At 36.3% G+C, this 14,982-nt stretch carries 14 protein-coding genes; 3 read left to right on the top strand and 11 right to left on the bottom strand.

All coding sequences use genetic code 11. The features are described 5' to 3' along the window. Positions 1-168: 168 nt before the first annotated feature. The 3 genes from MUA40_RS02180 to sdaAA are packed head-to-tail and all read left to right on the top strand — an operon-like array spanning position 169 to position 2,807. On the top strand, positions 169-1,200 hold the full coding sequence (locus tag MUA40_RS02180) for a PTS sugar transporter subunit IIC (RefSeq protein WP_016426177.1): 1,032 nt from the start codon (positions 169-171) through the stop codon (positions 1,198-1,200). 15 nt (positions 1,201-1,215) lie between these two features. Further along, positions 1,216-1,893 carry an L-serine ammonia-lyase, iron-sulfur-dependent subunit beta gene (sdaAB, locus tag MUA40_RS02175; protein ID WP_016426176.1) on the top strand — a complete coding sequence of 226 codons (678 nt, stop codon included), beginning with the start codon at positions 1,216-1,218 and terminating at the stop codon, positions 1,891-1,893. A gap of 14 nt (positions 1,894-1,907) precedes the next feature. Then, complete coding sequence (sdaAA, locus tag MUA40_RS02170) at positions 1,908-2,807, top strand: L-serine ammonia-lyase, iron-sulfur-dependent, subunit alpha (protein ID WP_126496054.1); 900 nt, start codon at positions 1,908-1,910, stop codon at positions 2,805-2,807. A 304-nt stretch (positions 2,808-3,111) separates the two neighbouring features. Here the strand turns inward: sdaAA and MUA40_RS02165 are convergent, their stop codons facing one another. The 11 genes from MUA40_RS02165 to pflA all read right to left on the bottom strand — a co-directional run bounded on the left by MUA40_RS02165 (position 3,112) and on the right by pflA (position 14,970). After that, complete coding sequence (locus MUA40_RS02165) at positions 3,112-3,855, bottom strand: trypsin-like serine peptidase (protein ID WP_016426174.1); 744 nt, start codon at positions 3,853-3,855, stop codon at positions 3,112-3,114. 322 nt (positions 3,856-4,177) lie between these two features. Further along, positions 4,178-4,438 (bottom strand): hypothetical protein, encoded by a 261-nt coding sequence (locus MUA40_RS02160; protein ID WP_207554598.1) that lies wholly within the window; start codon positions 4,436-4,438, stop codon positions 4,178-4,180. Positions 4,439-4,657: 219 nt separating this feature from the next. After that, positions 4,658-5,551 carry an oligopeptide ABC transporter permease gene (opp4C, locus tag MUA40_RS02155; RefSeq protein ID WP_016426172.1) on the bottom strand — a complete coding sequence of 298 codons (894 nt, stop codon included), beginning with the start codon at positions 5,549-5,551 and terminating at the stop codon, positions 4,658-4,660. Between the two features lie 12 nt (positions 5,552-5,563). After that, positions 5,564-6,526: an oligopeptide ABC transporter permease gene (gene opp4B, locus MUA40_RS02150; RefSeq protein WP_016426171.1), complete on the bottom strand. Its 963-nt coding sequence runs from the start codon at positions 6,524-6,526 to the stop codon at positions 5,564-5,566. Next, positions 6,523-7,512: an ABC transporter ATP-binding protein gene (locus MUA40_RS02145; protein ID WP_126496055.1), complete on the bottom strand. Its 990-nt coding sequence runs from the start codon at positions 7,510-7,512 to the stop codon at positions 6,523-6,525. The genes opp4B and MUA40_RS02145 overlap by 4 nt, the downstream gene beginning before the upstream one ends. Further along, on the bottom strand, positions 7,502-8,515 hold the full coding sequence (locus MUA40_RS02140; RefSeq protein ID WP_016426169.1) for an ABC transporter ATP-binding protein: 1,014 nt from the start codon (positions 8,513-8,515) through the stop codon (positions 7,502-7,504). The genes MUA40_RS02145 and MUA40_RS02140 overlap by 11 nt, the downstream gene beginning before the upstream one ends. A 174-nt stretch (positions 8,516-8,689) precedes the next feature. Beyond that, positions 8,690-10,411 carry an oligopeptide ABC transporter substrate-binding protein gene (gene opp4A / locus MUA40_RS02135; RefSeq protein WP_126496057.1) on the bottom strand — a complete coding sequence of 574 codons (1,722 nt, stop codon included), beginning with the start codon at positions 10,409-10,411 and terminating at the stop codon, positions 8,690-8,692. A gap of 274 nt (positions 10,412-10,685) precedes the next feature. After that, positions 10,686-11,345 (bottom strand): SDR family oxidoreductase, encoded by a 660-nt coding sequence (locus MUA40_RS02130; RefSeq protein WP_016426167.1) that lies wholly within the window; start codon positions 11,343-11,345, stop codon positions 10,686-10,688. Between the two features lie 685 nt (positions 11,346-12,030). Next, on the bottom strand, positions 12,031-12,363 hold the full coding sequence (locus MUA40_RS02125) for a transposase family protein (protein ID WP_155976525.1): 333 nt from the start codon (positions 12,361-12,363) through the stop codon (positions 12,031-12,033). A 282-nt stretch (positions 12,364-12,645) separates the two neighbouring features. Further along, a complete protein-coding gene (locus MUA40_RS02120) occupies positions 12,646-13,965 on the bottom strand; it encodes an ISL3 family transposase (RefSeq protein WP_016425360.1) in 1,320 nt (439 codons plus the stop codon). A gap of 243 nt (positions 13,966-14,208) precedes the next feature. Continuing rightward, on the bottom strand, positions 14,209-14,970 hold the full coding sequence (gene pflA, locus MUA40_RS02115; protein WP_167732842.1) for a pyruvate formate-lyase-activating protein: 762 nt from the start codon (positions 14,968-14,970) through the stop codon (positions 14,209-14,211). Between the last annotated feature and the right edge of the window lie 12 nt (positions 14,971-14,982).

Below are 14,982 nucleotides of genomic sequence, written 5' to 3'. Positions count from 1 at the left end.
TCATTTTCACAATCTATATAAATATATAATTAATTATGTTAACAACATGAAAAATTGCATTTTTAGTATAATGTAAGGGCTTGCACAGCATCTAAAATGCCTTTATGATGAGGGTGTTTTGATAGCTATCCAAAACTTAAAAAGCAAATTAAGAGAGAAGGAAAAGTTATGGATTTTATTTTAGGAATTGGAACACTACTGGTCGTCTTATTGGCGATGACATTATTCTTAAAATTTGCACCAAACGGTAAAGTCAGCTTACAAGCCTTATCGGGTGCAGCATGTGCATCATTTTTACCTGAAGCGTTTTTAAAGTATGCCATCGGTGGTGTATTACACTTGGAATACTTTATCAAATTAGGAGAAATTGCGGGTAGCTTAAGCGGGGTTGCAGTAGGTATTTTGACTTGCTTAAAGTTTGGTATCAACCCTGTCTTTGCGGTATTAACCGGTTTGGTGTTATATGATTTTAAACTTTTACCTGCATTTATCGCAGCTTATATCGTCGGTTTTGGAATTAAAGCTATAGAAAAATATGTTCCGGAAGGTTTAGATTTGATTGTCGTTATTTTAGTCTCCCCTGCTTTAGCTTATGGGGTTGCATCTCTCGTTTCACCAAGCGTGATCGCTGTTCTTAAACAAATTGGTTCTGCGGTAACTGCTGTTGGTGATAATAACCCTTATGCGCTTGCACTTGTTATAGGTGCGATTGTACCTGTTGTAGGTATGACACCGCTCAGTTCGATGGTTTTCACAAGTTTACTCGGTTTAACAGGTATTCCAATGGCAATCGGAGCCCTAGGATGTATGGGTAGCTCGTTTGCAAACTTTGTACTGTTTAAAAAATTAAAAATTGGTAACTCTGGTAAAGCATTTGCAGTCGCTATTGAACCCCTCACACAAATTGATATCATTGCAAAATATCCCATTCAGCTATATGGTACGAACGCAATTGTAGGCATGGTCAACGGCTTATTCATCACTTATATGGGTATTGTCGTCAATCAACCAGGTATGGCAACGCCAATTGCAGGTCCGATTGTTGCCCTAGGCTTTAATGATGCATTGCGCACAGCCATTACGATTGTTGTTGTCGCAATCATTAGCATCCTTTTAAGTTATATCATCAGTACATTTATTAGCAAAAAACGACTTACATTCAATGTGCATACACCTCAATTAAAACAACAAACTAGTTAAGGAGTGAAACGCATTATGGCTCGTACAAAAGATTATCAAAGTGCATTCGATATTATTGGTCCAGTAATGATGGGCCCTTCAAGTTCACATACAGCAGGCGCCGTTAAAATCGGAAAAGCTGCACGCGCAATTCTAGGTGATACACCTGAAAAAATTAAAGTACATTATTACGAATCTTTCGCAGAAACACACCGTGGTCATGGGACAGATTTAGCAATCATCGGAGGCTTACTTAATTTCAATACATCTGACCCACGTATTAAATCCTCTACAAAAATTGCTAAAGAACAGGGTATTGACTTTGAATTTATTGAAGAACCTGGAACGAGTTTAGGGGAACATCCGAATTGCGCCTTAATTCAATTAGATCACGGCTCGCGTCACGTCGAATTAAATGGAATTTCTATTGGTGGTGGCGCATTTAAAGTGAAAAGTATCCACGTCAATCAAATGTGTATTCTCATGTCACATACACCGAATATTCTCGTTATTGATGGCGAATGTACGATATCTGAAGTGAATCATTTGATCAATCAACTTGTCGAAAAAGAAGTAGATATTAATGAAGAAATTAAAACGATGAATGCAGGTCGTTGTCTTCTAGCACTACATTTAAATAAGCCCATTGATGAATCATTATTAACTTCATTAAAAACGGCTTATCCTTGCTTAAACTTTTCATATATACAATAAATGGAGGGATTTCTATGTTTGATACTATGGAAGAATTAATTACGTATGCTGAACAACACGACACAACTTTTGCAGAAATTATGATTGCGCAGGAGATGTCTACACGCGGCATGTCTAGAGAAGAAGTCCTCGATATGATGCAACAAAATTTAGATACAATGCGAGATGCTGTTGAAAAAGGAACAACGGGTAAAGGCGTTAAAAGTGTCACAGGCTATACTGGTCAAGATGCCATTAAAGTTCATGAATATAATCAAACTCATCAAGCGTTATCAGGTTACGATATGATGACGGCGGTCAAAGGAGCGATTGCTACAAATGAAGTCAATGCAGCAATGGGAATTATTTGTGCGACCCCTACAGCGGGTTCTTCAGGAACAATACCGGGTGTGCTCTTCAAATTAGAAGCTTCTCATGAGTTAAGCAATGAACAAATGCTCCAATTTCTATTTGCTGCCTCGATGTGCGGTATGATTATTGCAAACAATGCCTCGGTAGCAGGTGCTACTGGTGGATGCCAAGCTGAAGTGGGTACAGCTTCAGCCATTGCTGCAGCCGCTGCAGTCGAAGTGTTCGGAGGTACACCTCAACAAGCAGGTCATGCAATTGCTATCAGTCTTAGTAACTTACTTGGACTTGTTTGTGATCCAGTTGCTGGCTTAGTTGAAATCCCTTGTGTTATGCGTAATGCGATTGGTTCAGGTAACGGGCTCATTTCTGCAGATTTAGCTTTAGCAGGCGTTGAAAGCCGTATTCCTGTGGACGAAGTCATTATGGCAATGGACAAAGTGGGCCGAAACTTACCAGCTTCATTACGCGAAACAGGAATCGGCGGTCTAGCTGGAACACCGACTGGACAAGCAATCAAAGAAAAGATCTTTGGACATGCACAGAAAAAAGAAATATTCTCTTAATTAATTTGCAGGTTGAACAACAACCTAAAAATCAAATGGGACGAGACAAAAATTTTTAATCCACTCTCCCCCATAGATTTGCTTGCTTAGGGACTGAAGCCTCATCTCAATTTGGCTTAATTGAAACAGAAACGCGATGAGGCTGTCCCCTCGGTAAGCGAGTTTTTATCATAAAAAAGAAGCGCTGAGACGATTTTCGATTAAAAATCATCTTAGCGCTATTTTTGAGGATTGATGTCCCGACTTTTTCATACCATCGACTTTGTATGATATGTCATTACGATTCTCATTGTTTATAAGGATTCTATCTGTTATCTAATACAAATTGCAATAGATCTTCTTTAAATAAAAAGCCACCGCTTACTTTAGGATCATCTGCATAAAAACTACTGTTAATACCCACAACTTGGTTATTTTTATTAAATAACGGTGAACCTGATGCACCTGGACTTGCAAGAATATCAGATTTATAAGTACGATTACTATTAAAAGCGAAATCTAAAATTTTTCCGTCTGAACCCCACATAATGTTTCGATCTCCTAAATTTGGATAACCTGCAATATGTAATTGGTTGTTTGCTGTTCCAAGCCAGTTTTTATCGATAAAATCTGCATCAACAATATTCGCTGGTTTAACGACTTCACCAACATTTTTATTACCATTTTTAGGAACAACTGTTAAAATCGCAACATCATCATTTTGATTTGGCGCAAATTTAACACTTACTACACTAAAATCACCTAATGACTTAGGGCCATTATTCTTTTGATTGAACGCTAACTTAAACGTGCCACTATCTTTACCTTTAAAATTATTCGCAACATGTCTATTTGTAGCGACAGTATTTTTACCAATGACAAAGCCTGTACCAGAGTGACCATTTTTAAAATCAAGTCTTCCCACAATATTATGAGGTGCCTTATCAGAGCCGTTAATCGGATAGATTCCACTATTGGCCTTTGCTGTAAAACTGCCCTGTGAGAAAATAACAGGAACCATGGCTAAAAGAAGTACGACAAGCATAAAAACTTTTTTAAACTTTTCCATTCGGACACTTCCTTTTCTATTTGATGATTATAGTATAATATTTTTATAATTAATAATCAACAACTTTTTAAGTTATTTATCATTTAACTTATTTATTGGAAAAGTTTTTTGTACACACGTATTTTAAAACAAAAGAAGATAACTTACACATAAAGATAAAAATATAAACCGCTATCTATAAAGAATTCAAAGCTAGTCAGATAGCGCGAACTTGTCGATAAAAAAGGTAGGACTGAAATGGATTAGATTCCATCGTCCTACCTCATTATCAATGATACAAATTAAAGCACAGTGATACATAATGCAACTACTAAAACTTCACTTATTTGCGTACTACACGTTGGGTCACTTGCTCATGTTCTTCTCGTTCTTGTACTGCATGATGATGCTCATGGTGTGTTGCATCACGCTTTGACCCTAATTGAAATACAATGAAATGATAAATAAAGAATAGAATTAAACTTAATGAAAGTGATTGTAACAGTAAATACTGCCAAGTTCCTGCCACAAAATAAGTTTCTTTAATTGTTGTCGTAATGACCATTGCGAAAAATAGAATGACTAACTTTTTAAGCACTTTCATCACTCCCTTTGGTTAAACGTGATATCCCAATGACACAAGCCATAGCACCCTACTCAGACGTATTGTTTATCATGACTTGCGCAATCTATAAACTAAAAGCTGTTTTTAAATCGTTTTCTTTATTGTATCGTGTTTTAATCCATATGTGAAATGACTAAAAGAAAAGTCTTGTATGTGCTTAATCATTAACTATTAGATTGTTATCTCCATCACTTTCAATTAGCGATTCGATTTAGGATTCAGTGCATCTTTAAGCCCTTCTCCAATAAAGTTGATACATAAAATAGTTGTTGTAATGATAATTGCAGGTGGCATCCATATCCATGGTTTGCTTCTTAAAATATCGCCTTCTTGTGCATCTGTCAACATATTACCCCATGTTGGGACACTTTTACTAATACCGAATCCAAGGAAGCTAAGACCCGCTTCAGCTACAATTTGTACCGCAAATACGAGGGTCGCTTGAACAATGATTACACTTAAAATATTCGGCAGTAGGTGTTTGAGCAATATTTTATAAACCGGCGTCCCGATGGATTTAGCTGCCAAAAAGTATTCATTTTCTTTTTCTTGCATCACTTTACCGCGCACAATTCGGGCAATCCCAACCCAAGACAAAGCAATCAATACCGCACCTAAAACGATAGCTGAGCCATATTGATTTTCAATTTTACCACTGAAAGTCGCATTTAATACAACTGCAAATGGGATGAAAGGGAATAGCATTACAAATTCAGTGAAACGCATTAAGATCGTATCTACCCATCCGCCATAATATCCAGATATCATACCGATAATAATGCCTAATGTCATCAATCCTACAGAAGTGAAGAAACCAAACATTAATGAAACGCGTCCAGAATAGAGCAAGCGACTTAAAATATCACGTCCCCCTGAGTCTGTCCCTAACCAATGTTCTGACGACATATCCCCTTTAATTAATACAAGGTTTTGTTCATTTGGATTATATGGCGCTAATAAAGGCGCTAAAAATGAAATAATTACAATAAGGGCTAATATCATCGTTGCAATCATCGCAGGTTTATTTTTCAAGAATTTTTTGCGTGCTATCGCTAAAGGTGATTTACTTTTTACTTTTTTTAATTTATCCATCTCTTTTCCCTCCTAGTTACTCTTAATTCTCGGATCAACGATGCTGTATGTGACATCCGATATCAAATTGGCTAATAAGCCTAAAAATGAAAAGAATAAGAGCAACGCCATCATTAATGGATAATCTTTACCACTAATCGCATCAATAAGTAACTTACCGACACCCGGATAAGAAAAGATGGTTTCTGTAATCACCGCACCCCCAAAAACAGATAAAACGTCGGCACCAAAAAACGTAACGATAGGGATAATCGAGTTTCTTAAAATATGTTTATTGTAGATTTTAGATTCTGATAAACCTTTAGCACGTGCTGTGCGGATGTAATCTTTTCGAGAGTTTTCAATAATGTCATTTCTTAAAAACTGAACATAACTCGCTGTAGACAACAGGCCTAACACAGTACCAGGTAAAATGGCATGATAAATTTTACTTACATAATAAGGTGCCGTACCTGGCTCTAACCCAATTTCAACTGAACCTGAAAATGGGAAAAGGCCCAATTGAAATGAAAAAATATAAATTGCAAACACACCTGCAACAAATGATGGAATGGCAAGCATTAAATAATTCAATAATTGAATACTATAGTCATACAAACTGTACGGTTTTCGACCTGATAAAATCCCTAAAGGAAAGGCAATCAAATATGTAATCACAAGACTGATTACGCCAAGTAAAATCGTGTTCGGCATTCTTTCTTTAACTAAGTCCATAACTGGACGCTTATAACGGATGGAATCACCTAAGTCACCTTGTAAGACGCGCTCACCCCACTTGAGATATTGGACATGGATTGGTTTATTTAAGCCTAATTTTTCCCGTTCCTCTTCATAGTATTTAGGTCCTGCTTTCGGATCCATGTTGCCAGAAAATGCGTCACCTGGCTGTAACTTAGCAATTGTAAAAATCACGATAGACATCAATAAAAGCATTGGAATCATTAATAAAATACGTCTTGTAATCAATGTTGTCATTTTGTCATCCCTCCATCATTTAATAATACACATGCCGCATAATGGTCTTCGCTCACTTCGACATGGGCTGGTTTCATTTCAGCACATCTTGGCTCTGCCACAGGGCACCTTGTATGAAATGGACACCCTTTAGGGGGATGACTCGGCGAAGGCAAATCACCTTCAAGTAAAATACGTTTTTTTCTATGGTCTGGATTGATTTCTGGTATTGCGGAAATTAAAGACTGTGTATAAGGATGCGAAGGATTTTTATAAATTTCTTCAGCTGGTCCTTGCTCTAAAATATGTCCTAAATACATCACACAAATATAATCACTGACATGCTTTACAACACTTAAATCATGCGCAATAAAAAGATAACTAAGACCGAATTCTTCTTGTAATTCATCCATGATATTTAATACTTGTGATTGGACTGACACATCCAATGCACTGACCGGTTCATCGGCAATAATCAGCTTAGGTTTAAGTGCTAATGCCCGTGCAATACCGACACGCTGACGTTGTCCACCTGAAAATTCATGCGCATATTTATAATAATCAGCATCATTTAAGCCAACGCGTCTTAACAGGCCTTTCACTTCATCTTCAATCTCTCTTTGTTTTTTCTTATAATAGTTTCTAATTGGTTCTCCTACAATGTCACCGACCATTTGCATAGGATTGAGTGATGCATATGGATCTTGAAACACCATTTGAAATCCTTTGCGTGCCTCTCTCAAAGCTTTACCTTTAAGCTTTGTTAAATCTTGGCCACAAAATAGAATCTCGCCTTCATCCGCTTTTTGTAAACATAAAATTGTGCGACCTGCTGACGATTTTCCGCAACCTGATTCTCCAACCAAGCCTACTGTCTGCCCTTTTTTTATAGAAAATGAAATATCATCGACGGCTTTCACTTCACCCACTTTTCGTTGGAACACGCCACCTTTAATCGGATAATATTGTTTCAGATTCTTCACTTCCAAAATATTTTCACTTACCATGGACATTCCCCTCCTTTAGTTGTCCGTCATCATCGTATAAATGGCAAAACACTTGGTGTTCTTCGGCTATTGAAATAGCATTGACATTTTGTTTTGAACATATTGGCATCACATTCGGACACCTATTCGCAAAACGACAACCGACTTGGGGGAGTTCACTTAAACTCGGAACAGAACCTTTAATCGTTTCTAGCTTATCTTGTTGAACATCTAAACGCGGGATAGCTCTGAGGAGTAATTTTGTATATGGATGTTTAGGATGGCGGAAAATCTCCTCTACTGGAGCAGTTTCAACAACTTTACCTGCATACATGACGGCCACACGATCACAAATTTCAGAAATCACCCCTAAATCATGAGAAATAAAAATGACACCCATTTGCGTTTCTTGCTGAATACGTTTAAGGAGTTCTAATATTTGTGCTTGGACCGTCACATCCAATGCAGTCGTAGGTTCGTCAGCAATGAGCAACTGCGGTGAACATGAAATTGCCATTGCAATCATCACACGCTGACGCATCCCTCCGGATAATTGATGTGGATATTCATCTATCACTTTATCTGGTCGTGGGATACCCACGTCTTTCAATAATTGAACCGCCTTCGCTTTTGCTTCTTTTTTAGAAATTTTTAAATGTAACGTCAACATTTCCATAAGTTGGTTTCCAATGGTAAAAACTGGATTTAAAGATGTCATAGGCTCTTGGAAAATCATCGCAACTTCTTTACCTCGAACACGATTAAATTGATCGGCTTGAATATCATCGATACGTTCCCCTTTGTATGTCACTTCACCTGATGCAATTGTCGCAATTTTTTCGGGCAGAAGCTTTAAAATCGATAAGCTCAAAACAGATTTCCCCGATCCCGATTCGCCTACAATGCCTAAAATTTCACCTTTCTTTACTTCCAAATTCACATTAGAAATCGCTTGATGCGGTTCGCCTTCTATGTAAAATGCGGTTGATAAATTTTTCACTTCTAACAAATTGCTATTATTCATTTTTTCACCCCTAATTTGCCCATTTAAATGTTCGTCATATATTAAAACGTAAAATGATCCTTTAAAAACAAAACGCTATGCATTAATCACAACTTTTATACTTGAATATAAGAAAAGGAGAGGGACGTTATTCGTCACCCCACCCTTCTCACATTCATCCTAACAGTTGAACTGTTACTTTTTATCTTCAACAGTCCATTCATAAATAGGGTTAGAGCCCTTCAATGAAACTTCGAAGTTTTTCACTCTGTTATTTACAACTGTCACATCTTTCAATTCAACAAGCGGAATAACAGGTACATCTTCAGCCATAATCTTTTGCCATTCTAAATATTTTTCTTTACGCTTTTTATTACTATCTCCAACGACTTTCGAATCCAACGCTTCATTTAATAGTTTATCTGCTTTAGGATTGTTATAGCGTGATTCATTCCATAACGCTGTAGATTTATATAGATCTGATGGGTCTGGATCCGCACCTTGTGACCATGATCTGAAATAAACTTCTATATCTTTGTCAGCTTTTTCTAAGTCAGAAGAATACTTACCAAACTCTTCCATTTCAACTTTTGTTTTAAGTCCTACCTTTTCCCAATAACCTTTAAGTGCTGATGAGCGTGGTTCAAATGTAGGGTTAGAGCCCGAATAATGTTTCAATTTAACGACAAATGGTTTACCATCTGGATCTTCACGCCAACCGTCGCCATCTTTGTCTTTATAACCTGCTTCATCTAATAACTTTTTCGCTTTCTTAACGTTATACTCATATTCCTTCACGTCACCTTTTTTAGCACCACTCCAGTGCGCTGATGGGATGAGACCATTTAATGGTTTACCGTAACCATAAAAGAACGCATCGATCCATTCTTTACGATTGATTGCATAAGCCATCGCTTGACGTAATTTTTTATTTTGGTATTTCGGTCTTTCTTTGCCAATTTTCTGACTTTTCTTGTCATAATCGTTTAATACGAAACCGATAATCGCATATGATGTTGATGGTGACTCTAACAATTTCAAGTTACTTGAACCACTATCTTTGATTTCTTTAGCAATCGGAGCCGTAATGGAAGCCATATCAATATCGCCTTTTTCAAGTGCTTGCGTCATAGACGTTTGTTCTACTACACGTAAATTGATTTTGTCGAGTTTTGGTTCGCCTTGCCAGTAGTCTTTATTTTTAACTAATTCTATAGACTCTCCATCAACAATGTTTTTAACTTTATATGGACCAATACCGATAGGATGCTTACGAACCGCATCAGATTTTGCCATATCTTTCACTGGAATATTTTTAAATATTTTTTCACTAATTGGCGCTGACGTCCATAGTGCTAACAAATTATTAGCTTTATGTTCTTTAAATGTTAATTCAGCAGTATAATCATCAATTTTCTTAATTCCGCTGATGTTCTGTGCTTGACCTTTATGCTTTTCTTCTGCCCCTTTAATGATATCAACGCTACTGTATCTTGGACCATCATAATCAGGATCTGCAATTGTTTCTAAAGTGAAGATCCAGTCATTAATCGTTAAAGGATTACCATCTTGCCACTTAATTCCTTTTTTAATCTTGAATGTATAAGTAAGATCATTATCTTTATGCTTTTCCCATGACAAAATTTTAGGTTTGATTTGTAAGTGGTCATCCACCTCAATCAGTGAATCATTGAAATAGTCAATCACCCCTGAGTCACCAGTTGAACCTGCAAAAATAGATTGAAAATTACCTTCAGGTGCTTCAGCGATACCTACATTTAAAGTTCCTCCTTTAGCATCACTTTTTGCAGTTTTATTATTATCGCTCTTAGTCGTATCCCCGCCTTTTCCACAAGCTGATAATATTAAAACGACACTTAGTGCTAAAAACAACACGTAACGATAAGCCTTTTTCATTGGCGTTCCCCCTTAATATAATAATTAGAAAATGTCTTTTCCTTACTATTATTATATTTTTCTGAATTTTTTGTCAATAGCTATTTTTAAAATTAATTTTTGAAATTGATTTATAGCAACATATGTAAATATTTTTCTTATAAATTAAGTCTCAATCATCAATAAATAGAATATTTTACACAAAAAAAGAACAATAATACCTCTATTCATATAAGACATTATTGTTCTAAAAAAGTGATACCGTAGCGCAATATCAACTAACAAAAACAGTTATTTACAATGTTGATAATGCTTCGGCAATCGGCGTTTCACCTGTTAAAATTTGAAATTCTTTCCCCCAGTGTTGAGGGTTCGTCGCGACTTCAAATAAAACGGCTGCGACATCTTCTCGTGGAATTTTTCTATCATTCGGTTGATCAAAATACTGCGCAGCACGGATTTTCCCTGTACCCGAACCATTTGTTAATGCACCTGGATGTACGATAGTCGCTGTTAGTGCACTTCGTCTTAAATAGTCATCCGCATAATGCTTTGCGATAGTATAAGGTTTTAAATCTCCGTTCGCATCAAACGCTTCACGTCGAGAGTCGTAGGTTGAAACCATAATAAAGTTTTCCACTTTTGCCGCTTCACTTGCTTTAATCGCTTTGACAGCACCATCTAAATCAATAATGATTGTTTTATCTGCCCCTGTATGTCCTCCAGAACCGACTGAAAAAATGACCTGATTATAATCTTGAAACAACTTTGCTAACGATTCGATAGATTCTTTTTCAATATCAATATAAACTGTGGCAATACCTTTTGATTCTAACGCTTCTTTTTGTGCATGGTCACGCACACTCGCTGTAAAATCTGTACCGGTTGATTGGAATAACGTCACTAAATGTTGACCTACGCCACCATTAGCACCTAAAAGTAAAGTCTTTGTCATAAAGATTCCTCCTCTATCTGTTCATCTCACTTTTCATGATAGTACAAATCAATACACACGCCTTTGATTCTGCTCAATAAAGCGTGTATAAGATCTAACTTATCACATCCTCTTTCAATCAATTAAATTAGCGCGTACAACATGTAAGCAAATATTAAAATCAAAGCTAGTGGATAGACAGTAAATAGCATCCACTTGTTTTTATTCTTAATATCATGAGTCCTATTTAAAAAATATTCCATTCCCAATATGAAAAAGATAACTACAATATACATAAGAAAGTATAATTTTGTATTTTGAGAAAATTTTTGTGTCAGTGGGAAAGAGAAAATAGTTAAAAGAGTAAAAAAGATTAAAGTAAAATAATACCGGTTTACAAAACGTGTCAATTAAATCCCTCCCTTCAATCACACTGAAACGGATAGTAACATTTAAATACATCGTATCATTAATATTCTTCCCTTTTTAATCATTAAAAGGCTGTACACTTTATATGGTGGTTATGTGTCTATAATAATTAAGTCGCAAACTTCCGATTGCTTCTTCGAGTCTCGCTTTCCCAGGCGCCTTACCTCAACTAATTTTGGCTTTTATTGTAGCTCATAAGAAGCCAAAATGGATTTTCGGTTTCGGCTCTATGCCTCGGGAGTCTCGACTCGGTACGCAATCTATTTAAGTAATTTCACTATTGAAAAGTGGCATTGCTTACTTTATGAATCACACGTTTTACAGAAGATGCAGAAACGTTACAATCACTTGCGATATCAGTTTCTGAGCGAACTTGTGTTGCTTTATCTATAATGGCTTTCTGAACATGGTTTGAGATAAAACAGTTATCCTCAACAACATTTGTTTTAGAAGTAAAAGTCCGACCACAAACCATACATTTAAAACGTTGTTTTAACAGATTTAAATACACTGCTATCTCTTGGAATCTTAAAAAAGTAATTCGCGATAAACGTTTTCCGTGTTTGTGTATTCGGTTTGGATTCGAATGATAACAGTGAGGACAAGTCATAGGCTTGTAAGAAAGGGTACCAAAGATGACGTTAGATTTCTTACCTCTAATAACTACATCTTCTTCAACTTTAGTGATTTTAATATTATTATCTTTAATTTTTAGTAACTTTTAATATATCATTACACATAGGCGCAATATGTCTCCTTTATTTTTGGTTTAGTCACTTAAAATTATAGAGGCATTTGCGCTATTTTTGTACAAAAAAGCAGGATGACTTATGTCATCCCACCATAAAAAATGAGGTTCTTTGTCAACGTCGGTTGGCGAGACGATAACGCATTAAGCAACGTTATTTTGTTGTTTAATGCGTTTTTTATATTCACTTACAAATACCTTGGAAATGATTAAGATTCGATTCCTAAAATTCCAGAAATTTCTATAACCATAAGAAACCCGTTTAATCAGTTTTATTTTATTATTAATGCCCTCAATTGGCCCATTCGTTAAATGTGGATAACGCATCGTATTTGAGATATAGGGCAAATATTTGATGAATGTTTGAATGACGCGCTTGAGTCCTTGTGAAATATCTTTTGTTTTTGAATCCTGTAAGATGAAGCGTAATTGCTGGATATCGTTTACTTTCAGAGCACTTAAAAGACGATGCCCCGTTTCATATGTCTCTTTGAGCCTCTCATCAAGCTCCAATAAATACTGAACTAAACTGTATTGACTCTGCCAAGACTTAAAAAGTCCGTATGACTGATATATCATTCGATCTAAATCTAAGGGCGCTTTTAATAGTAACTTCCAATAACGCTTTAATTTATTATATTGAGGTCTATCTTTTGTCCTAAAACCATTCATAACTTGAACTCGGCATCGATTGATTTCACGATTGATAGCCTGCACGATATGAAAGCGATCCATAATTATCTCCGCATGAGGAAATAAGTCTTGAATGAGTGCGATATAAGGTGGAAACATATCTATAGAGATGGTTTTCACTCTTTCACGTTGCTTTCTAGAGAACTTTAAAAAATAGGCTTCTAATTTATGTTTGCGACGATCAGGTAAAATATCGATGATATCATGGGTTACACTATCACAGTAAATAAAGCTCATCGCACCTTCGACATCTTTCGTTGATTTGAATTCGTCAAAAGCTAAGTGCTCCGGTAAAACATGATGTGCCTGCGTCTTCACCGAATCACTTACCTCTTTTAAATGGCGATGGACAGTTGAAGGTGATACACATAGACTTTCAGCGACATCCTTTTCAGAGATGACTTTAGATAGTTTCCGGGTCATCATGCGTTTGACCTCATTTGAGATGGTACATCGGGGTTGAATATAGGGTGTTTGAGCTGTAAAGGTTTGTTGACAAGCTTTACAGTAAAAGCGCTGTTTCTTCAATTTTAAATAGGCAGGTCTTTCAAAAATTAATCCCATATAAACTTTCGTTTTACGAAAGCCATGTTTAATAATTAAATGGGCATCATTTTTAATTCCACAACACGCACAAGCACTGGGATGATATGTCAATTGGCCTTCGTATAATAATGCCTTTACGTTTTTATGTACATCTAATCCTAGATTTTGAGTGATTTTTAAATTTTTGACTTTAATTCCAAGCATTTCTGATATATCATTACACATAGGCACAATATCTCCTTAATCGTTGGTTTGGTCACTTACAATTATAGAGATATTTGTGCTTTTTTAATATCAAAAATTAAAATAACGGTCAGTGAATATTTCACCAACCGTTAAAAATATACAACCAAAAATGAAGAACCCATTAAAAAACCGCACACGTGAGGGGCGTGTACGGTTCGAAACATTATTTAAGGGTTATTATGATTCTAAAAGAGTGAATAAATCCATGTCTTATTGTTTTACCTAGCCGATAGGTGTTAAGGGGGTTACACCTTTAAAGTCAACGTATTGGTATGCTTTTTCAACTTCTTCATCTGTCGGGGGCTCGACATCATTAAGTTCATAAGGAACACCAAGTGCTTCCCATTTATGCACACCAAGCTGATGATAAGGTAAAATCTCAAACTTCTCAACGTTACCAAGTTTATTTATAAATGCGCCGAGTGCTACAAGGTCTTCGGGGGTATCAGTAAGACCTGGCACAAGCACATGTCTAATCCATATCGGTTGACCTTTATCAGCTAAATATTGAATATAATTTAATATATGAGTATTGGGTTTTCCAGTTAATCTTTTGTGCGTTTCATTGTTAATATGTTTTATGTCAACCATCAACAAGTCTGTATACTCGAGTAGTTGATCAAAATGTTTTTTAAACGCTTCAGTATCGTTTGCACAGCCTAATGATGTGTCAATACAAGTGTGAATGCCATGCGCATGAAGCTTTTTAAAGAGCTCTGTTATAAATGGCATCTGTAGAAGCGGTTCTCCACCACTAACTGTAACGCCGCCTCCAGATGCTTCAAAATATGGGAGGTACGGTGTGATTTCAGCCACAAGTTCATCTGGTGTTGCTGATCGTGATGGCTCATTAATCTTCCATGTGTCTGGATTATGGCAGTATAAGCATCTCAATAAGCAACCTTGTGTAAAGATGATATAGCGTAGACCTGGTCCATCTACTGTTCCTAAACTTTCAATTGAATGAATGTGTCCTCTAATCATTGTACTCCCCCA

Origin of the sequence: Staphylococcus schleiferi (assembly GCF_025558325.1) — a bacterium.
Taxonomy (GTDB): Bacteria; Bacillota; Bacilli; order Staphylococcales; family Staphylococcaceae; genus Staphylococcus; species Staphylococcus schleiferi.
Note: the sequence above shows the minus strand (reverse complement) of the source record. Positions and strands in the feature narration are given on the sequence as shown.